Origin of the sequence: Stappia sp. (assembly GCF_965276915.1) — a bacterium.
Lineage (GTDB): Bacteria > Pseudomonadota > Alphaproteobacteria > Rhizobiales > Stappiaceae > Stappia.
In genome coordinates this window covers 4,466,424-4,489,234 of record NZ_OZ255709.1, presented here as the reverse complement: position 1 = coordinate 4,489,234, position 22,811 = coordinate 4,466,424, and the positions used below count along the sequence as shown (strand labels likewise).

Genomic DNA, 22,811 nt, shown 5'->3' with positions numbered 1-22,811 from the left:
TTCGGCTGAGCGCGCCTTATAGGGAAAAAGCGCGGGCGGCGAAACCCCATCCGCGCTTTGTTCCGTACCTAATCGACGACGGCGACAGCGGGCCGGGCGGGCGCGGCGGGTGCAAGATCCGGCATGTCGAGCGCAACCGGCCGCGCGCCGTCGAAATCGCCGATGCCGATGGCGAGTGCATAGCAGGCGAGCCGGACCGATTTCGGGATCTCGACGGGCCTGCCGTTGCGGTCGCCTTTTTCGTAGTACTGGATCATCCGCTTCTTCAGGCCGAGAATGTCGGCGGCATCCTTCTGCTTCAGGCCCAGCGACTTTCGCCACTGGCGGAACCGTTCCGGTGTCATGCCTTCTTCGGCGGCCGGTTCCGGTGTCTGAGGCTTTTTCATGTGGTGACCTTCTTCGTGAGCCCGCCGCCGATTCCCCCTGGCAGCGGGGGAAGGCATCAGGCAAGACGCAATCTGTGCGCATGCCTAGATCCAACGGGCGGGCGAGAAAGTCAAACGGCGATGCGCCACGGCGCCGCCGGCGTTAATCGTGATGAGGGAAACCGCGAAGGGTCCCCTGTTGCGTGGCTCCGTCGAACTTACATGTTGCCGACATTTTCTAGTAACATCTCCTCCTGCTCCGAATGGTGGAGCAATATCGTTCCGGCACCGGCCGGATCCTTGAACGGACCGCATGTCCATGCTCGCCAGATTCGATGTTCCTGCGTCAGTGGATACGCTGCTCATTCATTCGCGCGCCCAGGTCGGGCTCGCGGACTATTGTCGGCTGTGCGGCGTGCCGTTCGACACGGTGCTGCGAGAGAGCGGGCTCGACGGCGAGAGTGCCCAGGCCTCGCTCGGCGGGCATATCAGCCTGCGGGCGCATGCCAGCGCCCTGGAAGCGGCAAGCCGGCTTGCCGACGACGACACGTTCGGTCTGGGCTGGACCCGCGCGCTGGGACCGGGGCCGGAGGACACGGTGTCGCTGGCGCTTCGCCATGCTCCCGACTTCCGCGCGGCCCTGCAGACGAGCGCGCGTTTCATGCGCATCGTCGTTGACGTGACGGAGATCCGGGCGGAGTTCGACGGAGCGGATGCCACCCTTTGCTTCGCGTTTTCGCCGGAACTGGTCTGCAGGGACCAGCTGAACGACCGTGTGACGAGCAAGATCTTCAGCCGGATGATGCGTATCGGCGGGGCAAGCGTGCGGCCTCTCGAGATCCACCTGGCCCGCCCGCGTCCGATGAACGTCTCGCGTCATGACATGTTCTATGGCGCGCCGGTGCGCTTTGCCGCCGAGCGCAATGCCTTGCGGTTCCGGGTCGAGGAGGGCGGGGGAAGCAATCCGCTGCGCGACGACGACCTGTTCGCAGCGCTGTGCGAACTGAACCGGCGCCGTCTCGACGATCGCCGCCGGGCGGAGGACTTTGCGTCCCTGGTGAGCGATGTGATCGCCGAGCGCATCGCCGATCCAGGCCTGACTATCGCCGAGGTGGCGCGCGACCTGGGCATGAGCGTGCGCGTGCTGCAGCGGCGTCTGGCCGAGCGCGAGCGGACCTTCCACAATCTGCATGACGGGGTTCGCCGGCGCATGGCCGCCGACTATCTCGCCCATACCGACCTTGCCGTGTCGGAGATTGCCTTTCGCCTCGGGTTCTCGGCGGTCGGGAACTTCTCCCGTGCCGCGCGGCGCTGGTTCGGTCGACCGCCAAGCGAATGCAGGCAGAGCCGGCTGGCTGTATTTTAGGCAAGAACCTGCCGGAAAACGTCCGGGCAGGCCGTCGGGCGGTCGCCTCGATGGCATTTGTCCTGTCTCCCCTTCCTCATGGGCACTATACTTTAGGCCTAAAACTTCCCTTGGGGTCGCCGATTCCGGGGAGATATTCATAAATGTCTGTCTGTTTTTAGTTTATACAGGCCAATTGATAGATGTTATCTCCATGTTGATTTGATGTAAAAAGTTTAGAATTGACTATATCGGATAGTGATACGAGATGATCTTCAATTGTGGAATTTTTTTTGACCGCGCGGTTGCTTTCCGCTTTTCGTTTTCGGACGGGTTTTTCGATAAAATGAACGTAGGGATAAAAAAATGGCGCGCGAAGAGAAGGCCCCGTTCGCGTCGCGGTGGCATAGTTCGCAGCGTTGTGCGCGTTCCGGGCCGCGCCGTTCTATCGGGAAATACGGATACGGATATGACGGAACTTTCCAGGACTGCTGCTTTTGGACCGGATCTGGCAGGGCCTATTCTGGTCGAGGGTGGAACCGAGGCGCGTCTCTCAATCGCGGAGATGGCCGAGACGTTCGGGGTTACACTCCGCGCGCTTCGCTTCTATGAGGAAAAAGGTCTCTTGCGGCCGGAGCGCAAGGGGGCCCGGCGATTCTACGGCGCCCGCGAGATCGGGCGCATGCGGGTCATCCTGCAGGCAAAGCGCATCGGGTTGACGCTGGTCGAGATTCGCGAAGTCATTTCGCTGCTCGAAGGCCGTTCCAGCCGCATGTCGCAACTGCGTTCGCTGCGGGAGATGTGTGCCAGGCAGGAAGATCTGCTGCGCGAACAGCTCGAACAGCTTCAGGCCCAGACCAAGGAGACGGCATCCGTCGTCGCCGCGCTGGAGGGGCTGATCGAGGCCAATCCGGACGCCTGACGGGCGTTGATGCGGATGTGAACGAAAAACGCCGCGCTCGATGAGCGCGGCGTTTTTCGTTTTCCGATCATCCCGATCAGGTGCGATTGCGCAGCAGGCGCGCGCCTTGCGGTCAGGCGGTTTCGGCCTTCTCGGGAATGGTCTCGCCACCGGCGCGCTGGCGCATCAGGTTGGTGAAGCGGCGGAACAGGTAATGGCTGTCGCGCGGGCCGGGCGAGGCTTCGGGGTGATACTGCACGGAAAAGACCGGCTGATCCTTCAGGCGCAGCCCGCAATTGGAGCCGTCGAAGAGCGAGACGTGGGTCTCCTCCACCGTAGCCGGCAGGCTTCCGGCGTCGACAGCGAAGCCATGATTCATCGAGGTGATCTCGACCTTTCCCGTGGTGCGGTCGAAGACCGGATGGTTGGCGCCGTGATGGCCCTGGTGCATCTTCACGGTCTCGCCGCCGAGCGCCAGCGCCAGCATCTGGTGACCAAGGCAGATGCCGAAGACCGGCAGGCCGGTCGCCACGAGATCGCGGATCACCGGGACCGCGTAGTCACCGGTTGCGGCCGGGTCGCCGGGTCCGTTGGACAGGAAGATGCCGTCGGGCTTGCGCGCCATCACTTCGTCGGTGGTGGCAGTCGCCGGCAGGACGGAAACCTTGCAGCCGGCGTCGGCGAGAAGGCGCAGGATGTTGCGCTTGATGCCGTAGTCGATGGCGACGACGTTGAACTCTCCGTCCTCGCGCGTGCCATAGCCCTCGTCCCAGACCCAGGGGGTCTGGGTCCAGCCGTAGCTCTGCGAGGAGGTGACGTCCTTCGCCAGGTCCATGCCGACGAGGCCGGGCCAGTTGGCGGCGGCGAGTTTCAGCGCGTCGATGTCGAAAACGCCGTCCGGATTGTGGGCGATCACGGCATTGGCGGCACCGGTCTCGCGGATCAGGGCGGTCAGGGCGCGGGTGTCGATGCCGGACAGGCCGATGATGCCGCGCGCCTTCAGCCAGGCGCCGAAATGCCTGGCCGAGCGGTAGTTGGCCGGCTCGGTGACATCGGCACGCACGATCGCGCCGCGCACGCCGGAAGCCGCCGCCATGTTGACGGTCTCGACATCCTCGTCGTTCGTTCCCACATTTCCGATATGAGGAAACGTGAAAGTCACGATCTGGCCGGCATAGGAGGGGTCGGTGAGGATTTCCTCGTAACCGGTGAGCGCGGTGTTGAAGCAGACTTCGGCACAGGCCTGGCCGGTCGCTCCGAAACCACGACCCTCGATCACTGTCCCGTCGGCGAGAACGAGTACGGCCGTGGTCGGCGGCGCGGACCAGACGTCAGCGGTCATTGTCTTGCTTTCTCGATCGGTTCGATGACATGATTTGGCGTTCGACGCGTCTTGACGGAGAGGGGCTCAACTGTCAACGGTGCGTCACGCGCCGCACTCTATGGTAAGCGCGGAAAAGGGTCAACCACTGGCGTTGTAAAAATACACCATATAAATCAAGTGGTTGCGATAGATGTTCGGGGATTTTCCGAAGCGGGACGACAGTCTACGGCAAGTTTATCCGGGCAAATGGCAGGGCAAGTCATGCGTGAACGTATCGATGCGGCGTTGCAAGACGCCGTGGAGAACGACGACAAGCGGCGGGCGGCGACGCTTCGTCTGGTTCTCGCGGCAATCAAGGATCGCGATGCGCGTTCCAGGGAACTCGGCCATGATGGCGTTCCCGATGCGGAGATCCTGGAAATCCTCAACAAGATGGTTCGCCAGCGCGAGGCTTCCGTGCGCGACTTCGAGGAGAGCGGCCAGCTTGGCCTGGCCGAGCAGGAGCGCGAGGAGATGTCGGTCATCCACGAATTCCTGCCGCGCCAGTTCGACGAACGGGCGATGCAGAACGCCTGCGAGGACATCGTCCGCGACATCAATGCCAAGGGGCTGCGCGACATGGGCCGCTGCATGAGCGCGCTCAAGGAGCGCTATCCGGGGCAGATGGATTTCGTGCGGGCAAGCTGCGTCGTGAAGGACCTGTTGCGCACGGAGTGATGCGGCCGGGGCCGGGTGGCGCGGGGCGGCCTGTGCCCTCTCGTCCGTGCCCTCACGACCACGCCCTTGTCCTCCTTCAGGCCCATTGCCAAACGGGACGGTCCATCCCACTTTCTTCGGCAGGCCTTCTCCTGTCGCCCTTTCAGTCAGCCCTGTTGCGCGGGCGGAGCGGACGCTATGGTGTCCCCTTCGCCCCGTGCCGAACCGGCTGCTCCGGAACCTGTGTCCATGCGATTTTCCCCCGGCCTCCTCGACGAGATCCGCGCCCGGCTCCCCTTGTCGGAGATCGTGGCGCGCCGCGTCTCGTGGGACCGGCGCAAGTCGCAGCCGGCGCGCGGCGATTTCTGGGCCTGCTGCCCGTTCCACCAGGAGAAGTCGCCGAGCTTCCATGTCGACGATCGCCGCAACCGCTACAAGTGCTTCGGTTGCGGGGCGTCGGGAGACCATTTCCGCTTTTTGACGGAAACCGAGGGCCTGTCCTTTCCCGAGGCCGTGGAACGGCTCGCCGAACAGGCCGGCGTCTCCCTTCCGGCTCCGGATCCGCAGGCCGCCGCCCGCGCGGCGGAACGCGCCAGTCTTGCCGATGTCTGCGAGATGGCGGCCCGCTTCTTCCAGGATGCGCTGGCCATGTCGGGCGGCGAGGAGGCGCGCGCCTATGTCGCCCGACGGCGGCTGAAACCGGAGACCCTGCGCGAGTTCCGGATCGGCTTCGCGCCAAACGGCCGCGACGCGCTGAAGCGCCATCTCCTGGGCAAGGGGGTGGACGAGGGTGCGATGGTCGAGGCCGGCCTCATTATTCGGCCCGATGACGGACGCCCGACCTATGACAGGTTCCGCAACCGGCTGATGATCCCGATCCAGGACGAGCGCGGCCGGGTGATCGCCTTCGGCGGGCGCACGCTCGATCCCGACGGACAGCCGAAATACCTGAACTCCCCGGAGACGCCGCTGTTCCACAAGGGCACGATGGTGTTCAATTTCCACCGCGCCCGCGAGCCTGCCCACAAGAGCGGCCAGGCGATCGTGGTCGAGGGCTACATGGACGCCATCGCCATCTGGCAGGCGGGCATGGGCAATGTGGTCGCAGCCCTCGGCACCGCCTTTACCGAGGACCAGGTGGGGCGGCTGTGGCGGCTGGCGCCCGAGCCGGTGATCTGTTTCGACGGCGATGCTGCCGGCGTGTCGGCGGCCCATCGTGCCGTCGACCGTATCCTGCCGGGACTTAGGAGCGGATATTCCTTCGGTTTCGTCTTCCTGCCCGACGGCAAGGACCCCGACGACCTGATTGCCGAGGGGGGCGTTGCCGCCTTCGCGCGCGAGCTTGCCGGCGCCATGCCGCTGATCGAGGTGGTGTGGTCGCGCGAGGTCGACGCGGCGCGCATCGACACGCCCGAGCGGCGCGCGGCGCTGGAAAAGGGGCTCGACGATCTCGTCCGCACGATAGCCGACGAGCGGGTGCGGCGCGGCTACCAGCTCGACATCCGCCTCAGGCTTTCCAACCTGTTCTACCGGCAGGCGCGCGACCGGCGCATGGCCGGCGGCGGTGGCCGCCCGGGCCAGGGAGCGGAGCGGGGAGGGACCCAGACCCCGTCCGGGCCGGCACGCGGCGGCGATCTTCCCGACAGCTCGCTCTTCGGCAACGAGCGGACCCTGTGCGGGCTTTGCCTGCGCTATCCCGACCTGCTCGAACGGCACGTGGAGCGGGTTAGCCAGGCGCGCTTCGGCGACACGCTGCACGCGCGCTTCCGGGACGAGTTGTGCCGGATCGCCACCGAGTTGCAGGACGTGCCGGTGAGCGGGTTCTTCGAGACGCTGGACAACCGGTTCTACCAGATCCTGTCGGAGGCGCTGGACGGGGGAGAGGTGCCGGGCACCGCCGGCGCGCGCCCCGCGCCGCGCTTCAGCGACCTGCTGCAGCGCCTGCCGATCCTGCGGCACGAACCGCCGGCGGATTTTGTCGAGGATCTCTTCTGCCACTATCTCGACACGCTCGAGATCCGGACCCTGGAGCAGGAGCTGGAAGAGGAGATGGGCGCGCTTGGCGACGGCCTCGACGAGGCGGAATGGGAACGCGTGCGGGCCCAGTCGCAGGACCTTGCCCGCCGGCGCGAGGAATGCGCGCGCGACGAGCAGGACCTGGCAGAGCGGGCGCGGGGGCTGCGCGGCGGCCGTGTCGCGGCGACGGGAACAACGGGCCAGGGGATCCTTTCGGGCGGGTCGGGTGCGGGGGGCAGGCTGCCCGGCGGGGCGATGGCGTCATCGCCGCGCTGACCCGGGCCGGCGGCTACGGGCGGCGCGGGCCGGCAACACGGCCGGGGACAAGCGACCTATTCGATTGACTGTTCACGAATCACTCTTGCGAATCCGGACCTTTGCGCTAAATAAGCAGATCAGGCAGCATCCGGCGCCGCGCCAGGCCATTCATGCGAAGCCCAGGGCCCAACGAGCCCGCATCGGGACGTAATGCATGATCAGGGACCGACAAGGCGGCACGAAATCAACCCGCTGACCTATACCCCATGCGGAACCGGACGGCCGGAGCGCTATGCGCCGGCCGGTCAAGTCCGGTCTCACTCGCGGCTTGTCGAACCGGTTTGCAGGGTTAAGTGGCACTTAACGGACATCGACTAACACTAATGATCGAACGACGCCGGACGTGTTCCACGGGATGGCGTGCGGCCCTTGGCTTGCGCGCATCGGTGGCGTTGGCGAGCCGTTCGGGTGCCCGGCGACGGGTTGCGAGAAGACGGGTTGTGAGAAAACGGGCCGTGAACTGAATTTTCCGGTCCCCCCGGCCTGGACGCGTTGGCGACAGGGGGGAGGGGCCGGGCCTGGAAATGCGATGGCCGCCGCGTCCGCCCTTGGCGACGACGTGGCGGGGACGCGGTTTCGGGCGCATCTAGGATCAAACGCGACAGCGCCAGGCCCGTTCGGGCCGGGGGGCCGGAGAAGACAATGGCAGCGAAATCGACGCAGGCTGAAGAGAGCCAGGAACCCGCGACCGAGACCTCTGACGGTCCGCTTCTGGATCTGTCCGATGCCGCGGTCAAGCGGATGATCAAGCTCGCCAAGAAGCGCGGCTATGTGACCTACGAGGAGCTCAACGAGGTCCTTCCCTCCGAGGAAGTGACGTCGGAGCAGATCGAGGACACGATGGCGATGCTTTCCGACATGGGCATCAACGTCATCGAGGAAGAAGAGGCCGAGGAAGCCCAGGCCGACGACAACCGCGAGGGCGGCGAAGTCGTCGAGGCCGGGCCGACGGCTGTCGCCAAGACGCCGGCCAAGGAGCCGACCGACCGTACCGACGATCCGGTGCGCATGTATCTGCGCGAGATGGGCTCGGTCGAGTTGCTGTCGCGCGAGGGCGAGATCGCCATCGCCAAGCGCATTGAGGCCGGCCGCGAGGCGATGATTGCGGGCCTCTGCGAGAGCCCGCTGACCTTCCAGGCGATCATTATCTGGCGGGACGAACTCAACGAGGGCAAGGTCCTCCTGCGCGACATCATCGATCTCGAGGCGACCTATTCGGGTCCCGACTTCAAGCCGGAAGGCGCCGAGGAGGAGAGCGAGGACGGCGACGAGGACAGCACCGCCGCCGCATCGGGCGAGGGCAACGGCGAGCGTCCGGCCGCCAAGGATGGCGAGGGCGAAAGCAGCGCCAAGGGCGAGGACGGCGCCGAGGGCGAGAGCCAGACCGAAGGCGAGGGCGAGGGTGACGACGACGACGAGTTCGAGGCGAACATCTCGCTCTCGGCGATGGAGTCCGAGCTGAAGCCGAAGGTTCTGGAGACCTTCGACCGCATCGCCGACGACTACAAGAAGCTGCGCCGCCTGCAGGACCAGCTGGTCGAGAACAAGCTTGCCAACAAGACCCTGTCGCCGTCCCAGGAGCGTCGCTACAAGAAGCTCAAGGAAGACATCGTCGTCGACGTCAAGAGCCTGTCGCTCAACCAGCAGCGCATCGACGCGCTGGTGGCGCAGCTCTACGACATCAACAAGCGGCTGATGGGCTACGAGGGGCGGCTGCTGCGCCTTGCCGACAGCCATGGCGTCGATCGCGGCGACTTCCTCAAGCAGTACCAGGGCAACGAGCTCGATCCGAACTGGATCCGCAAGGTCGCCAATCTCGCCTCCAAGGGCTGGAAGAACTTCGTCGCCTCCGAAAAGGAGACGATCCGCGAGCTGCGCCTGGAGATCCAGAGCCTTGCCTCGGAGACGGGCCTGGAGACGGCCGAGTTCCGCCGCATCGTCTCGATGGTGCAGAAGGGCGAGCGCGAGGCGCGCATCGCCAAGAAGGAAATGGTGGAGGCCAACCTGCGCCTCGTCATTTCCATCGCCAAGAAATACACGAACCGCGGGTTGCAGTTCCTCGACCTGATCCAGGAAGGCAATATCGGCCTGATGAAGGCGGTCGACAAGTTCGAGTACCGGCGCGGCTACAAGTTCTCCACCTATGCCACCTGGTGGATCCGGCAGGCGATCACCCGCTCGATCGCCGACCAGGCCCGCACGATCCGCATCCCGGTGCACATGATCGAGACGATCAACAAGATCGTGCGCACCTCGCGCCAGATGCTGCACGAGATCGGCCGCGAGCCGACCCCGGAGGAGCTGGCCGAGAAGCTGCAGATGCCGCTGGAGAAGGTCCGCAAGGTCCTCAAGATCGCCAAGGAGCCGATCTCGCTCGAGACGCCGATCGGCGACGAGGAGGACAGCCATCTCGGCGATTTCATCGAGGACAAGAACGCGGTGCTGCCGATCGACGCGGCGATCCAGTCGAACCTGCGCGAGACGACGACGCGGGTGCTGGCCTCGCTCACCCCGCGCGAGGAGCGCGTGCTGCGGATGCGCTTCGGCATCGGCATGAACACCGATCACACGCTGGAGGAAGTCGGCCAGCAGTTCTCGGTGACGCGCGAACGTATCCGCCAGATCGAGGCCAAGGCGCTGAGGAAGCTCAAGCATCCGAGCCGGAGCCGGAAACTGCGCTCGTTCCTCGACAGCTGAGGACGGGGCCGAGCTATCGGACGCGGTTTTCAGGCTTTTTTCAAGGGCTCGGCGGCAACGCCGGGCCCTGTCTTTTGGGCGGGCGCCTCTCTGGCGTCTTCCCGGGCGAGCAACGCGAGACCCGGGACCGGAGAAGCACACGCGGTCCTGAGGTGCTGCCGGAGGATTGCCGACAGGTCCCCGGCTCCCCGATCCCGGCTCTGCGGCTTCGCCTGCGGCCGGGACGACGGGGGAAGCGCGTGTGCGGTATGATGCCGAAAGGCGCGTTTGCGATCACGTTCGTGCTGGGAAGTAGCCGCGCTTTGCCGCCTCCCTTTTTCCCCGAAGCCGGGTTACCCATGGGTATGCGCCGGCACGACAAACACGGCCGGCCACGGCACACCAGAGAGAGCAACGGGCCCTGACCCTCGACATGCCGAGCGACAAGCGCGAACCGGGCTTTGACGTCGCGCCCCCGGGGAGCGGGCGGGGCGCGGCCGACGCGTTGCCGGCCCCCGTCTCCGCACCCGTGCCGGGCGCGGACAGCCGGGCTGGTTCGGGCAACGGGGAGATGCCCCGGGCCGAAGCGCGGGCTGCGGACGAGGCAGGCTCTGTTCCGGCGACGGGACGCGCGCGGGGCGGCGTTGCCCTGTCCCTGATGCTGCATGTCGCGGTCGCCTGGGCGGTCTTCTTCGGCGGCGACAGTGTGCGGGAACTGCCTTCCTTCCTCGACGAGCCGGTCGAGGTGGTGCTGGTCGACTTTCCGGCCGCCGAGGAGGAGGCGCCGGAAGAGCCGCAAGAGGAGGAGGTGCCGGAAGAGCAGGAGACTGAAGAGGAAGCGGACACCGCGCCGCCACCGCCCTTGCCGGACAGCGAACAGGCCGAGACCGAGCCGCCCGCGGCGGAGGAGCCTGAGGAAGAAAAAACCGAGACCGCGGAACCCGAGGCCCCCGAGCCTGAGGCCCCCGAGTCCAAGGCCAAAGAGCCCGAGGTCGCGGCGCTGCCCGAGCCGGCGGTGCCCCCGCAGGCAACGCCGCGCGTCTTGATCCCGGTGACGGAGTTTGCCGAGGAAGACAGCGGCAACGCGGAGCGGCCCGGCGAGATCGGACTGCGTGAAGGGGTGGAAGAGACCCCTGAAGCAGAGTCTGAAACAGAGCGTGAAACAGAGCCTGAAACAGAACCTGAGGCGGCTGTTGCGCCCCCCGGCGAAGGGACAGGCGAGACGGCTGGCGAAGGGACCGGCGAGGGTCCAGGCGAGGAACCCGGCGAAGGACCGGACGGGGACCGGAATCCCGTCGGGGCCGATGGCGAGGAGATCGCACATCCGGTCGACGATGCGACGACCCGCGAAGAGGCGGAGGTCGCGCAAGACGGGGCGCAGCAAGAGGCTCCCCCCCAGACCGAGACAGAGACAGAGACCGAAACCGAAACCGGAACCGACGGCGGGACCGAGGTCGCGGCACTGAACGATCCGGTGGCACCGGGCGAAGCGGAAACGGCTGCGGAAGTCGAGGCGAATGCGGAAGGTGCCGGAGAGCTCGACGTGCTCGGGACGCCGGGTGAGGGGCCCGGCGCGATTGCGGCGACCGGGTCCGGCCTGCCTCCAGCCGGCACCCGCGTGCTGCCTCGCGAAAAGCCGGCAGACCTTGCGGTGCCGGCGGCATCCGGGGAGCGGATCGACCTTTCAGCGCTCGCCGATCTCGGCGCCCGGGCCGAGGCGATCTCGCGCGCCCTTGCAACGCGCCAGCGGGCGGCAGCGGGCGGGGGCGAAGGAGGTGGCGGCGGTGGTGGCGAGATCGCCGGCGGCACCACGGCGACGCGGCTGTTCTCGCGCGACATTTCCGACGATCCGCGCATGCGCACGGCGATGAACGGCATGCCGCAGGCCGCCCGCGTCGATCTTCTCTGCATGACCGAACTGCGGGCACAGCTGCGCACCGGGACGCCGCCCTATCATGCGGACCTGCTGCCCTCGTTTCGCCTCGAGGCGGGCAACGTGCTGCAGCCGCGCCGCGCGGCCTTTCGCGCCGGCGGGCAGTGGTACGATCTCGACTTCCGCTGCGAGCTCAATGCCGGCGTGACGCGCGTCGAAAGCTTCTCCCACCGGGTCGGCGAACCGGTCCCGCGCTCCGAGTGGTCCGCGCGCCGGTTCCCGGGGAACTGAGCTCCCGGCGGGCTTCCGCCGGGTGTCGGGACAAGTCCAAAAGCCGCACGAAAATTGGTTGTTGTTTGCCACCCCTCCCGCCAGACTGGCGGCGGGGAAGCGCTGCGGCGCGGCACTGCGGGGGCAGGCTTGGCGGAAGACGACGAACGGCCGGAGATCGACAGCCGAGAGGCGCTGGAAGCGTGGTTGACGGACAACCCGGTCGAATGGGCGCAGGTGATCGCCGTGCGTGCAGCGCTGCGGGTGTTTCCGCTGGTGTTCAAGGTCCATGAGAATTGGTATAGCTATTCGAGTATCGCTTCAAAACAAGGCTTAAGCCTGCAGGTGTTCAGGGCTGCGTTTATTTCGCGAGCCGCGCGCGGATACCCAAGTAGGGATATGAGGGAGGCCTCTGCTTACGCAGCTGCCATTGATGTCGCTGACCTACCACTCGGTAACTCTGTCGTCTATTCCATTGCCACCACTTCTGATGTTGTCGCCACAGCTGACGCGGTCGCCTTTGCTGCCAACGCTATTAATACGACCACAGCTGTTGCCGCCGCCGCCGCGACCGCCATTTCCGCTGCCGATGCTGCCGATGCTGCCGGTGCCGCCACGGCAGACGGCAGAGCCGCCGCCATGTCCTGGCAAGCCATCTCCGATGACTGTCAATGGTTACTTGGGCGTGGCACAGACGGCAATCTGATCGATCAGCCGCTTTGGCTTTCCGATGTCCGGGGCATGATCGCTTACACTAGCAACCTTCCGCCCTGGGTCCGAGAGCCGTTGCACCGTTTCACCGCGCGAGATGAAGTCAAGAACGGTCCCTGGGGGCTGATCGTCGATTGGTATCGCGCCATCTTGCCGGAGCCGGACAACGCGAAACCGCTCAGTCTCTTTGGCGAGAAGGCCGATATTGCCATTGCCACCCAGCCGGATGCGTTCTGGACGGTCACGGAGGAGCGGTCGACAGAGGATATTCTGGAGGAAATCGCGGCGATCGGGGGGTATGGCCAGCGCGGCCTTTTTTTTGATGGTGTCCTCTCTTCGCTTGCTACCCGGATCCTGGAGTTCTTAGAGGAAGTACGACGACCGGCAGCATTTGACGAGATCCACTCGGCGATTCTAGCATTGCGTCCTGTCTATCATCCGTCGCTTGAGGGGGAACTTGGTTCTCAGCTGGCTTTCGGACGGATAATTCGAACCAGTGACGGGCTTTATGTTCATCAGAAGTGGGCGGAGACCGACACCGCGAACTGGGATTTCTTCCTCTCCTACAATCAGCACGACCTTGCCGTTGCCCGGCGCATCTCCGATGTATTGGAGGACGAGGGCTACGCGGTCTTTTCCCAGTTCAACGACATGACGGCCGGCAAGAGCTTCGTCGGCGAGATGAACAAGGGTCTTGCGGGCATGGGGCGGATGATTGCCGTCTATTCGCCCGACTATTTCTCCTCCGGTCCTTGCCAGTCGGAATGGGAGGCGGCGTATACGGTCGATCCTTCCGGTGAGGGGGCCGGGATCGTGTCGTTCATGGTGCGGACTTGCGAGCCGTCTCCGCTTGCCCGTCGGCTCGTCTGGACATCCCTGCTCGGCCTTTCGCCGACGGACGAGCGCGAGGCGGTGCTGAGAGCCGTTCGCGGCGGGCTTGTGCCTCGCGACCGTGTGGTACAGAGAGCGGCGATGAAGGCCGCCGCTAGCCCGGATGTCGGCCTCGATCCGAGCGGTCGGAAGCTCGATGCCCTGCCCAACGCGGAGTTCGACCGGCCCTTTGTCGACGAGGATCTGTTCGAGTTGCCGGAGCGGCTGCGAAGCCTCATCGGCACCATCCTGGATGTGCTCGAGGGGCGGAATTCACCTCGCGGCCTGACGACGGCGCTGCGCAGCTATGCCGCCGAACTGGAGGCACGCGGCGCCAACTGCAGTCTTGGCGTGCTGCGCGACCAGATGGCCTTCGTCGAGGCGGAGGTTGACGACCCGGAAGCCGAATACTGGTGTTCCGGAGCCGGGCTCAAGGTCCATATCGCCAGTCTTCGCCGACTTCATGCGTTGCTGCTCACCCATTATCCGCTCGATCAGGAGCGCGAGCGCCTGCTTCGCTCGGTTGAGGTCGACGAGGAGAAGTTCAGCCCGGAAGCGAGCGCGAGGCTGCGGGACGAGATCCGGAACGCGGTCAGGGAAGCTCTTGCGGATGACAGCGTCACGGAGAGCTATCGTGATGCGGTAGAGAACAGGGCGCGCGTCGTTCGCGATGCTCTCGACCTGCCCACTCCCGACGTGCCGACGGATGGCGATCCCGAATACACCCGGAGGGAGCAGGATCGCAGCAACCGCGTCAGGGATGCGAAGAAGCGCGCCCTCGCCCAGGAAGCGGCGTTGGCCGACAAGACGCTGGATGTGGTCGGCAAGATGGCAAAGATCGCCGACTCGCCGGCGGTGCAGCGTCTGGCGAGGGCGATGCACGATCTTGCGGAGTGGTTCTGGTAGCGCCATCGCCACGATCACCCGGGGTTCCGCAACCTGAGCGCGTCTTGCCGGCGCATGTCCGCGCCGATTGTGTTCCGCGACAGCGGCGGCGCGCCTGTGCTACGATCCGCAAAATAAAGGATACTTATAAAGATCATCTATTCCGGCTCATGTCGCATGGGGTCGAAAATGAGCAGAGATCATCCCGCGCTGGCGGTTTTGTTTTTTCTTTTCTGCACGGTATTTCCTTTTTCTCCGGGCCTTGGGCAGACAATCCCGGCCGACGAATATGCCCGGTTGTGCGAGAAGCTGATCAGCGACGTTCCGCCCATCGACTGCTCGCAAGGCACCGAGATCAGGATGACCCTCGGGGCAAAGGACGGCAACGGTCTGGACACCTGCCACGAGCCGTCGCTGCTGGCCGATACCGGATGCCGTCCTGGCTCGCGGCTGTTGCGGCTGACGCCGGTGAAGAACCCCGCCGACACCGAGATCGTCTTCCTGTGCCGTTCCGACCGCACCTCCAGCCAGCTGAACTCGGTCATCGGGGTTCACCACAACACGCGCACCGGGGCGACATGCTGGTATCACAGCTTCGGGCACGGCCGCCTTTCGCGCGGCGCCAGGCTGCCGCCGCCGGCCACCGCGCCCGATCCGCTGGCGACACCGACCTGGGACGGGCTCAATCAAACCGGGATCGGCAGTTCCAACTGCATGACCTGTCATGACAGCGATCCCTATATCGTCACGCCTTTCCTGGCGCGCACGGCGGATGCCAACGCGCTGCCGGGGCTGCGGGCGGGCGAGGCGGCGCTGGACTGGTACAACCGGCCCTATGCCAGCTTCTTCATGCGCCGCGCGCCGGGCGCGGACAAGCTGCCGGCCTGGCCGGCCACCATCCGCATGCAGCCCGCGTCGCCGAATGCCTGCTCCGGCTGTCATGGCTACGGCATCTATACGACCGTCAGGGATTACCTGAAGAACGCGACGGGCGATTCCATGGCGGCGGGCGCCCTGCATCCGACGATCTGGATGCCGCCCACGAACCCTTTCGCGGCACGGAAGGGGGAGTTCAAGGATCTCGACCAGAGCTACAAGGACGCGGTCGCGCAGATCAGGCGCTGCCAGGACGAGGTGCATGCGCTGGACATTCAAGCCTGGCTTGCCGGCGGGACAGGGGCACGACCCGCCGATGTCGCCGATTCCTTCCGGCGCTGCGGCTGGCATTATTCCAGCATTGAACTTGCCGCGGTGTCGATTTCGGCGCTCGAGTGGGAGAACAACGCGTTGCGCGGCGCCTACCGGGTGCTCAACCGGAACCGGTTTGCGGCGCGCGACGTGCGGATGGCGATCCGTGCCGAAAATGGCGGCGGCGGCCGTATCGCCGAACTGACCGAGACGCGCAGTCTTGGCGCCAACGCAATGGCGCCGGGCACTTTCCTTGTGCGCGGGCAGATCCCGGATCAGGACGAGATCGGGCTTTCCCTTTACGTGGACACGCTCGCCGACCCGGATCTGCCCGACGGCGAATTCCTCGAGGTGAACGAGGACGACAACAAGCTCACCGCCGTCCTGCGGCTCAACGACCTGCAGGTCCTGCCGCCGAAAGGCGTCACTCAGCTTCTGCCGGGAACACCGGTCCGGCTTGCGTTCACCGTCCGCAACGACGGGCCCTTGCCGGTGCGCGGCGCGAGAACCGACGTGCTTGTCACAAACGCGGGTTCCCCGGGCCTCAGTTGCGTCCATACCGGCTGGGACAGGCTCAAGCATGACTGGCGCCCCGGCGAGACCCGCACGCTGGAGGTCCGGATCGCCAACCAGTGCGCCGTGCAGAACCGGACGATCCAGATCCGGGTGGAGGCGGATCCCGACCGCCTGATCCCCGAGCGCGCTCAGGCCAACAATGTCGTCGTCTACACGTACACGCTGCCCTATCCGCCGCCGCCGCCACCGCATCCCGGCGGGCCGGGCACCCTCAATCCGACGTTCAATGTGCTGACCCAGCTGATAAGGACCCGCGCCGTTTTCCTGGAAATCTGCCAGCGCATGCGGGTGACGCCCGACAGCAACATCTGCACAGGGCTGGAGCGTCTGCCGACGGTGCGCGATCCCGACGACATCGTGGTGCCGCGCCCCATGCCGGTGCCCACGCCCTTCCTGGAGCAGGTCCTGGAGGCGCTGCGCGTGCTTCGTGTTGCCGGCGATCCGCAGTTCGAGCTGGCCAACGCGCGGCTCGAGCGGGCGCTGGCGGGCGAGCCGGTCGATCTGAGCCCGGTCGCGGCGCTGTTCTCGATGCTTGCCAACGCGGATGTCGTGGCGGACAGGGAGCGGGGTAGGGCGAGGGTTGCCGCCGATGGCGCTTTCACGCCCGCTCCGGGCTGGTCGTGGACGGCCAAGTCGGTGACCGGCGATGTGTCGCTTCGCGCCTCCGATCTCGTGCTCGCCGATTTCGGCGTCTCCATCGACAGCGTGCCATTCATGTGGATCGAGGGGCCGACCGACCGGCCGGTGGCCACCGTGGGGGTGGACCTGTCGGCGCACGGCCCGCCGGCCGGGGAACAGGAGTTCCGGCCGCTGGCGGTTGCCATGGTCGATGGCGTGCTGTTGCCGCTGGAGAGCGACTGGAACCGGGAAACAGGCCGCATTCACGTGCGCGTTCCCGGCTCGGCCATGGGCCTGGGGTTTGTGTGGGCAGCGCCGTGAGCTTCTCCCGGGGCTCCGCAACCTGACCGAGCCTTTTCCCCTCACATTTGCATCAGGCCTCTCCCACTTTCGTCGCATTCCGGCATAGGCTCGGGTTTGCCGCGCCGGGCATTGGTGCCCACACTTCCGGAGCGCGGCACGAAGGAGGGTTGAATGAATTTCCTGAAAGGCTATTCCGCATCGCGGCCGGGCTTTTGTTCCTCCAGCACGGCACGACCAAGTATCTCAGCCTGCCGGTAACGCAGATGTCCGGCGTCTCGCCGACGACCATGGGCGGGGCGGCCGGCATCATCGAACTGGTCTGCGGCGCGCTGATCGTGCTCGGCCTGTTCACGCGGCCGGCCGCCTTCCTTGCCTCGGGCACGATGGCGGTTGCCTATTTCATGGTGCACGCGCCGCAGGACTTCTACCCGATCCTCAATGCCGGCGAGCTGGCCGCGCTCTACTGCTTCTCCTTCCTCTATCTCGCGGCGGCCGGTCCCGGCCCCCTGAGCATCGACCGCATGCGCGGCGCCGCCTGAGGCGCAAGCCTCGGCAGTGGCACCGACGGACGGGTCACGCCAGGACGGATGACGCGAGGACGGATGACGCAAGAACGGGCGCGGCGGGATCGTCGCGCCCGTTGACTTTGGTCGAATAAAACTATAAAACAAGTTTTATGGTTATAAGTACATCGAACGACAATCTTCCGAAAGCGCGCGCCCTCGATATCGAGGAGGCGGCGCAGGGCTTTGCGGCGATCGGCTCGGAGGCGCGGCTTGCCGTGGTGCTGGCGCTGGTCAAGGCGGGCCGTGGCGGCCTCAGCGTGGGGGATATCCAGGAGCGGACGGGCATGGCCGCCTCGACGCTGGCCCATCACCTGCGCTTTCTCGCCGCCGCCGGGCTGATCACGCAGGAAAAGGCGGGCCGGGCGGTGATCAGCCGCGCCGCCTTCGACCACCTCGACCGGCTCGCCGGTTTCCTGATGAAGGAATGCTGCGCCGAGGAGCGAAGATCCCCGGCGACATGACCGCAAAGGCAAGGTGAGGCAGGGGTCGTTCAGGCCCGTGTAATGCCTCGGCACCAACGGAGCACCTGAATGACCGATACCCTGACCACGCCGGCGGCCGGCCGGCGAACCCTTTCGCATGCCTTTTTGCGCGACCTGAAGGGCGGGCTGGCGCGGCTTGCCTCGCCCTGGACGGCGGTGGCGCTGACGCCGCTTGCGGTTGCCTTTCTCGATCCGGCGCGCACCGGCGAGATCGTCGCCTTCGCGACCCGGGCGTTCGCCTCGACGCTGCCCTATCTCGCCGTCGCGGTGCTGTTGATTGCCTGGCTGAAGGCGACGGGGGCGCAGGCGATCGTCGGGCGGGCCTTCCAGGGACGCGAGACGCAGGCCATCATGCTGGCGGCGCTGCTCGGCGGGCTGGCGCCTTTCTGCTCCTGCCAGGTCATTCCCTTCATCGCCGGACTGCTCGCCATCGGCGCGCCGCTCTCGGCGATCATGGCCTTCTGGCTCTCCTCGCCGCTGATCGATCCGCCAACGCTGCTGATCACGGCCGCCGCGCTTGGCTGGCCGTTCGCGTTGGCCAAGGCGGGGTTCGCCGTGGCGCTCGGGCTGTTCGGCGGTTTCGCGGTCAAGGCGATGCTGGTCGCCGGCTTCTTCGCCGAACCGGCCCGTGCGGTGACGGGTGGCTCCTGCTGCCGCAAGAAGGTGTTCGGCGGCGTGCCGGTCTGGCGTTTCTGGCAGGAGGAGGAGCGGGCCGATGCGTTCCGTTCCGAACTTGCCGTCAACGCGCTCTTCCTGGCGAAATGGCTGGCGCTTGCCTATGTCATCGAGGCGCTGCTCGTCACCTATGTGCCGGCCGACATGGTTGCCGGCGTCGTTGGCGGCGAGGGTGTGCTGCCCGTGATCCTGGCCGCGCTGGTCGGCATGCCGGCCTATCTCAACTCCTACGTGGCGCCGCCGCTCCTTGCCGGGCTGATGGAGCAGGGCATGACGGCGGGCGCGGCCATGGCCTTCATGATCGCGGGGGCGGTCAGCTCCGTGCCGGCGATGGCCGCCGTATGGTCGCTGGTCCGGTTGCCGGTCTTTGCCGCCTATATCGGTCTCGGGCTGACGGGTGCGGTGCTGTCGGGCCTGCTCTTCCAGCTCATGGCCTGAGGAGGCCGGCTCACGCTTCGAGCAATGCCTCGACCACGGCGCGGACGGAGGGCAGCACACCGCGCCGATGCGGGGTGAGGATCGTCGTGGTGATCGTGCCGGCCCGCCAGCCGGGGAGCACGCGGACGAGACGGCCCTCGGCAAGGGCGCTCTCCGCCACCGTCTCCGGCAGGCAGGCGATGCCAAGTCCGGCCTCGGCGGCGGCCAGCAACATGCCGGCCTCGTCGAGGGAAAGGCGCATGGGCGGGACAAGGCTTGCTTGCTCTCCGCTCTCATGGACGAGGGGCCAGGGAGCGTCGCTGCCCGTGCCGATCGTCTCGCATGCCGCAAGCTCTGCCGGCGTTCGCGGCGTGCCGGCGCGGGCGAGAAAGTCCGGGGAGGCTGCGAGGATTACGGTCTCCACGCCCATGCGCCGCTGCACCAGGCCGGAATCGGGCAAGGGGCCGGCATGGCTCCGCACCGCGATGTCAAATCCCTCGTGCAGGAGATCGACAAAACGATCGCTGACATTGAGGCGGAGCTCGATCTTCGGGTGACGCCGCATGATCCCGGCAAGGCGCGGAGCAAGGTGAAACCGGGCGACCGGCACCGAGGTCGTCAAGCGCACCAGCCCGCTCGGTTCGGCGAGGCGGCGCTTCACGGCCTGTTCAGCCGCCTCCGCCTCGATCACGGCGGCACGCGCATGTTCGTAGACGTCGCGGCCGAGATCGGTCAGGCGGAAACTGCGGGAGCTGCGCTGCAGCAGGCGGGCGCCGAGCTGGCGCTCCAGCTCCGCCACCCGCTTGGCTACGGTCGATTTCGGTGCGCCGGTGAGCCGGCCGGCGGCGGCGAACCCGCCGCAGTCCACCGCCTGGACGAAAAAGCGCAGGTCGTTGAGATTGTACATGGATGATTGTCCATACTTATGGACTTTAAGAGGGTGAACTGCCCTCTACAGCCCGGAAGTCCATGATCGCATATTCCCGGCATCCGGACGAGACCCCTCGTCCCCAGCCAGGAAAAGACGACACCATGACCCCCATCCTGTTTTACGGCGTGCCCGCGGGCTGCTCCTTCGGTTCGATCGTGGCGCTTGAATGGCTGCAGATCCCGTACCGGCTCTGCCGCATCGACATGCTGAGCGAAGAGATCCGCAGCGCGAACTACCGACGCGTCAACCCGGTGGCCGAGACGCCGAGCCTGCTCACATCGGATGGCCGACTGCTGTCCGAAAGCATGGCGATCCTCGGTCATCTCGCCCCGCATGGCGTGGAAACAGGTCTTGCCTTCGCACAAGGGACGGCCGGGTTCGACCGGTTGAACCAGATGCTCGCCTTCCTCAACACGTCGCTGTTCGGCGGCTTTTCCCCGCTCTGGTACGCCTATGAGCACGAACTGGGGGACGAGGCGAAGGCGGCGCTGCAGGGTTTCGGTGCAGCACAGCTGGAAAAGGCGCATGCGGATCTGGCCGCGATGCTCGGAGAAAGACCGTATCTGCTTGGCGACAAGCCGACGCTGGCGGACGCCTATTTCTACGGGATCGCGCGCTGGGCCGAGTATCACGGCGTTCCGGATCGCGCCTCCTGGCCGGGCCTGCAGGGTCTCTTCGAACGCCTGCGGGACGACCCGGCGGTGCGCTTCGCCGAAGCGATCGAGAAGGGCGAGGCGGCCGTCTCCAACGGCGGCTTCCAGGGACATGTCACCCTTGACGAAGCGCTGGGCGAGCTCCGCCAGGCGGCCTGACCCGGTACTCCCGGTCAGCCGGGCGCCAGTCCGTCGACCAGCGCCTCGAAGACGGCCATGAACGCTTCTTCCTCCGCGCCGCCGGCGATATCCAGCGCGGCGCGGTCGAAGGCCGCCGAAAGCACCGTCGACAGGGCGCCGACCGGGAGCTGGCGGATCGCGCCCGCGTCGGCGGCGTGGGCAAGCCCCTCGCGCAAGGTCCGGCCGGCATGCAGCGCGTCGATGCGCTGGGCCTCGGCCGGGCCGAGGGCGGCGGGCCCGTCGACCAGCAGGATGCGGCAACGGCCCGGCATCCGCATCGCGGTGAAATAGGCGCGCGCACCGGAAAGCAGCGCTTCGCGCGCCGAGGCGCTGCCCGTCGAACCGGCCTCGATCTCCGTCGCCACGGCGCGGGTCTCTGCCTCGAAGACGGCGGAGAAGAGCGCGGTCTTGTCGGCAAAGTGATGGTAGAGCGCGCCGCGCGTTACCCCCGCCTCGGCGACGATCTCCGGTGTGGCGGTGGCGGCGAAGCCCTTATCGGCGAAGAGCTTGCGCCCCGCCGCGACGAGTTCCTCGCGCATTCCCGCGGAACGCTCCTCGTTGCCGCGCCCCTTGCCACGCCGCCGGTCGGTGCGTTGCGGTGCCGCCGTGTCTTGCCGGGCATCGCTCGCTGGATCGTCCGGCCCTGCCGCCATTTCCGGTTTTCCCTCGTGCGTCACCATCGGTTCGGTTCCTTCTCCGCCGCGTTTCCGTTGAGGCGCCGCTATTCCCGGTCGCCGTCGTCACTTCGTCGTCGGCAAGTGGCGTCGGAATCATTTTACATACAGTCAGAATGTATGTATATAGATGCAGTCAGTATGTATGTGACACGGCTCCCCCGGAACCCGCAAGCGAGACCGAACGGAAAACGATCGGCCCGGCGACAGACGGGTCTCCTGGCGGGCGGGCCGGAACGAGGCAGGGAGCCCGCAGGATGCGGGCAAGGCAACAGAGGACGAAACGAGATGAAGACGACGAGCTACTATCCGGTTCTGATGAGCGACGATGTCGACGGCACGGCGCGCTTCTACGAGACGCATTTCCGCTTTCACCGGGCCTTTTCGGCCGACTGGTATGTGCATCTCCAGTCGAGCGAGGATCCCTCGGTCAATCTCGCCATTCTCGACGGACGGCACGAGACGATCCCCGAGGCGGCGCGCGGCCAGTCGGTTGCCGGATTGCTTCTCAACTTTGAGGTCGAGGACGTCGATGCCGAATATGACCGGGTGGCGGCCGCCGGCCTGCCGGTATTGCTGGCGATCCGCGACGAGGCGTTTGGTCAGCGCCACTTCATCACCCGCGACCCGAACGGCGTCCTCATCGACGTGATCAAGCCGATCCCGCCGAGTGCCGAGTTCCTGGCGCAATATGCCGAGGACGCGGTCCCGACCGCCTGAGGAGCGCGGCCCGGCCGCCTGATCCGGCGTGGAAAAGGCGTCCGGCACGGCTTGTTTTCGACCGGGGAGCTGGACGATGATGGTCGCCTGGTCCATGCGCGCGGGGTCTCTCCGCGCGCCAACTCCCCGACAGGTTTCCATCATGCCGAACGCCGCCGCCCGTTCCCTCGTCGAACGTTATTACGTCGCCTTCAATTCCGGCGACACCGGCGCGATGCTGGCGCTGGTCACCGACGACATCGCCCATGACGTCAACCAGGGCGAACGGCGCGAGGGACGCGAACTCTTCGCCGCCTTCAACGCGCACATGACCCGCTGTTACCGGGAAGAACTCTCCGACATCGTGATCTTCGTGAATGCCGAAGGCACGCGGGCGGCCGCCGAGTTCACCGTCTCCGGCTCCTATCTCGTGACGGATGAAGGCCTGCCGGAGGCGCAAGGGCAGACATACCGCCTGCCCGCCGGTACCTTCTTCGACATCCGCGACGGGCGAATTTCCCGCATCACCACCTACTACAATCTTCAGGACTGGATCGCCCAGGTCGGCGCCTGAGGGATCCGCGCCGGCCAAGGAGCGT

The 22,811-nt window shown here is 66.3% G+C and carries 18 protein-coding genes; 14 read left to right on the top strand and 4 right to left on the bottom strand.

The window, feature by feature from the left end; translation table 11 throughout:
* Window positions 1-68 precede the first annotated feature (68 nt).
* Window positions 69-386: a helix-turn-helix domain-containing protein gene (locus ACQY46_RS20950; RefSeq protein WP_428697906.1), complete on the bottom strand. Its 318-nt coding sequence runs from the start codon at window positions 384-386 to the stop codon at window positions 69-71.
* A 298-nt stretch (window positions 387-684) separates the two neighbouring features.
* Between ACQY46_RS20950 and ACQY46_RS20945 the strand changes: the two genes are divergently transcribed.
* Together ACQY46_RS20945 and ACQY46_RS20940 are read left to right on the top strand one after the other, a co-directional pair.
* Window positions 685-1,731, top strand: a complete 1,047-nt coding sequence (locus tag ACQY46_RS20945) for an AraC family transcriptional regulator ligand-binding domain-containing protein (RefSeq protein WP_428697905.1) — start codon at window positions 685-687, stop codon at window positions 1,729-1,731.
* A gap of 247 nt (window positions 1,732-1,978) precedes the next feature.
* Window positions 1,979-2,632, top strand: a complete 654-nt coding sequence (locus ACQY46_RS20940; RefSeq protein WP_428697904.1) for a MerR family transcriptional regulator — start codon at window positions 1,979-1,981, stop codon at window positions 2,630-2,632.
* A 112-nt stretch (window positions 2,633-2,744) separates the two neighbouring features.
* On the opposite strand, the gene carA is transcribed toward ACQY46_RS20940, so the two are convergent.
* Entirely contained in the window at window positions 2,745-3,953 is a 1,209-nt protein-coding gene (gene carA, locus ACQY46_RS20935; RefSeq protein ID WP_428697903.1) for a glutamine-hydrolyzing carbamoyl-phosphate synthase small subunit, read from the bottom strand.
* A gap of 243 nt (window positions 3,954-4,196) precedes the next feature.
* On the opposite strand from carA, the gene ACQY46_RS20930 reads away from it, so the two are divergent.
* The 9 genes from ACQY46_RS20930 to ACQY46_RS20890 all read left to right on the top strand — a co-directional run bounded on the left by ACQY46_RS20930 (window position 4,197) and on the right by ACQY46_RS20890 (window position 19,096).
* Entirely contained in the window at window positions 4,197-4,652 is a 456-nt protein-coding gene (locus ACQY46_RS20930; protein ID WP_306029276.1) for a GatB/YqeY domain-containing protein, read from the top strand.
* 228 nt (window positions 4,653-4,880) lie between these two features.
* Window positions 4,881-6,923 (top strand): DNA primase, encoded by a 2,043-nt coding sequence (dnaG, locus tag ACQY46_RS20925; protein WP_428697902.1) that lies wholly within the window; start codon window positions 4,881-4,883, stop codon window positions 6,921-6,923.
* Between the two features lie 684 nt (window positions 6,924-7,607).
* Entirely contained in the window at window positions 7,608-9,662 is a 2,055-nt protein-coding gene (gene rpoD / locus ACQY46_RS20920) for an RNA polymerase sigma factor RpoD (RefSeq protein WP_428697901.1), read from the top strand.
* A 550-nt stretch (window positions 9,663-10,212) separates the two neighbouring features.
* Complete coding sequence (locus tag ACQY46_RS20915; protein WP_428697900.1) at window positions 10,213-11,805, top strand: DUF930 domain-containing protein; 1,593 nt, start codon at window positions 10,213-10,215, stop codon at window positions 11,803-11,805.
* Between the two features lie 129 nt (window positions 11,806-11,934).
* Window positions 11,935-14,271, top strand: a complete 2,337-nt coding sequence (locus ACQY46_RS20910; RefSeq protein ID WP_428697899.1) for a toll/interleukin-1 receptor domain-containing protein — start codon at window positions 11,935-11,937, stop codon at window positions 14,269-14,271.
* Window positions 14,272-14,610: 339 nt separating this feature from the next.
* On the top strand, window positions 14,611-16,953 hold the full coding sequence (locus tag ACQY46_RS20905; RefSeq protein WP_428697898.1) for a hypothetical protein: 2,343 nt from the start codon (window positions 14,611-14,613) through the stop codon (window positions 16,951-16,953).
* A gap of 149 nt (window positions 16,954-17,102) precedes the next feature.
* A complete protein-coding gene (locus ACQY46_RS20900) occupies window positions 17,103-17,474 on the top strand; it encodes a DoxX family protein (RefSeq protein WP_428697897.1) in 372 nt (123 codons plus the stop codon).
* A gap of 137 nt (window positions 17,475-17,611) precedes the next feature.
* Entirely contained in the window at window positions 17,612-17,962 is a 351-nt protein-coding gene (locus tag ACQY46_RS20895; protein ID WP_428697896.1) for an ArsR/SmtB family transcription factor, read from the top strand.
* Between the two features lie 69 nt (window positions 17,963-18,031).
* The gene (locus ACQY46_RS20890) at window positions 18,032-19,096 is read left to right on the top strand and encodes a permease (RefSeq protein ID WP_428697895.1); all 1,065 of its coding nucleotides are present in this window, start codon (window positions 18,032-18,034) and stop codon (window positions 19,094-19,096) included.
* Window positions 19,097-19,106: 10 nt separating this feature from the next.
* Here the strand turns inward: ACQY46_RS20890 and ACQY46_RS20885 are convergent, their stop codons facing one another.
* A complete protein-coding gene (locus tag ACQY46_RS20885) occupies window positions 19,107-19,982 on the bottom strand; it encodes a LysR family transcriptional regulator (protein WP_428697894.1) in 876 nt (291 codons plus the stop codon).
* 125 nt (window positions 19,983-20,107) lie between these two features.
* Here ACQY46_RS20885 and ACQY46_RS20880 point away from each other — a divergent pair, with 125 nt between their 5' ends.
* On the top strand, window positions 20,108-20,818 hold the full coding sequence (locus ACQY46_RS20880; protein WP_428697893.1) for a glutathione S-transferase family protein: 711 nt from the start codon (window positions 20,108-20,110) through the stop codon (window positions 20,816-20,818).
* A 14-nt stretch (window positions 20,819-20,832) separates the two neighbouring features.
* Here the strand turns inward: ACQY46_RS20880 and ACQY46_RS20875 are convergent, their stop codons facing one another.
* Complete coding sequence (locus ACQY46_RS20875) at window positions 20,833-21,378, bottom strand: TetR/AcrR family transcriptional regulator (RefSeq protein WP_428700532.1); 546 nt, start codon at window positions 21,376-21,378, stop codon at window positions 20,833-20,835.
* A 423-nt stretch (window positions 21,379-21,801) separates the two neighbouring features.
* On the opposite strand from ACQY46_RS20875, the gene ACQY46_RS20870 reads away from it, so the two are divergent.
* Window positions 21,802-22,233, top strand: a complete 432-nt coding sequence (locus ACQY46_RS20870; protein WP_428697891.1) for a VOC family protein — start codon at window positions 21,802-21,804, stop codon at window positions 22,231-22,233.
* 142 nt (window positions 22,234-22,375) lie between these two features.
* Complete coding sequence (locus tag ACQY46_RS20865; RefSeq protein WP_428697890.1) at window positions 22,376-22,786, top strand: ketosteroid isomerase-related protein; 411 nt, start codon at window positions 22,376-22,378, stop codon at window positions 22,784-22,786.
* The last annotated feature ends 25 nt before the right edge of the window (window positions 22,787-22,811 follow it).

Bases quoted from the DNA above. Each gene is read 5' to 3' on its own strand.
- ACQY46_RS20950 (WP_428697906.1), bottom strand. From the start codon at position 386: ATGAAAAAGCCTCAGACACCGGAACCGGCCGCCGAAGAAGGCATGACA.
- ACQY46_RS20945 (WP_428697905.1), top strand. From the start codon at position 685: ATGCTCGCCAGATTCGATGTTCCTGCGTCAGTGGATACGCTGCTCATT.
- ACQY46_RS20940 (WP_428697904.1), top strand. From the start codon at position 1,979: ATGATCTTCAATTGTGGAATTTTTTTTGACCGCGCGGTTGCTTTCCGC.
- carA (WP_428697903.1), bottom strand. From the start codon at position 3,953: ATGACCGCTGACGTCTGGTCCGCGCCGCCGACCACGGCCGTACTCGTT.
- ACQY46_RS20930 (WP_306029276.1), top strand. From the start codon at position 4,197: ATGCGTGAACGTATCGATGCGGCGTTGCAAGACGCCGTGGAGAACGAC.
- dnaG (WP_428697902.1), top strand. From the start codon at position 4,881: ATGCGATTTTCCCCCGGCCTCCTCGACGAGATCCGCGCCCGGCTCCCC.
- rpoD (WP_428697901.1), top strand. From the start codon at position 7,608: ATGGCAGCGAAATCGACGCAGGCTGAAGAGAGCCAGGAACCCGCGACC.
- ACQY46_RS20915 (WP_428697900.1), top strand. From the start codon at position 10,213: ATGCCCCGGGCCGAAGCGCGGGCTGCGGACGAGGCAGGCTCTGTTCCG.
- ACQY46_RS20905 (WP_428697898.1), top strand. From the start codon at position 14,611: ATGACCCTCGGGGCAAAGGACGGCAACGGTCTGGACACCTGCCACGAG.
- ACQY46_RS20895 (WP_428697896.1), top strand. From the start codon at position 17,612: ATGGTTATAAGTACATCGAACGACAATCTTCCGAAAGCGCGCGCCCTC.
- ACQY46_RS20890 (WP_428697895.1), top strand. From the start codon at position 18,032: ATGACCGATACCCTGACCACGCCGGCGGCCGGCCGGCGAACCCTTTCG.
- ACQY46_RS20885 (WP_428697894.1), bottom strand. From the start codon at position 19,982: ATGTACAATCTCAACGACCTGCGCTTTTTCGTCCAGGCGGTGGACTGC.
- ACQY46_RS20880 (WP_428697893.1), top strand. From the start codon at position 20,108: ATGACCCCCATCCTGTTTTACGGCGTGCCCGCGGGCTGCTCCTTCGGT.
- ACQY46_RS20875 (WP_428700532.1), bottom strand. From the start codon at position 21,378: ATGCGCGAGGAACTCGTCGCGGCGGGGCGCAAGCTCTTCGCCGATAAG.
- ACQY46_RS20870 (WP_428697891.1), top strand. From the start codon at position 21,802: ATGAAGACGACGAGCTACTATCCGGTTCTGATGAGCGACGATGTCGAC.
- ACQY46_RS20865 (WP_428697890.1), top strand. From the start codon at position 22,376: ATGCCGAACGCCGCCGCCCGTTCCCTCGTCGAACGTTATTACGTCGCC.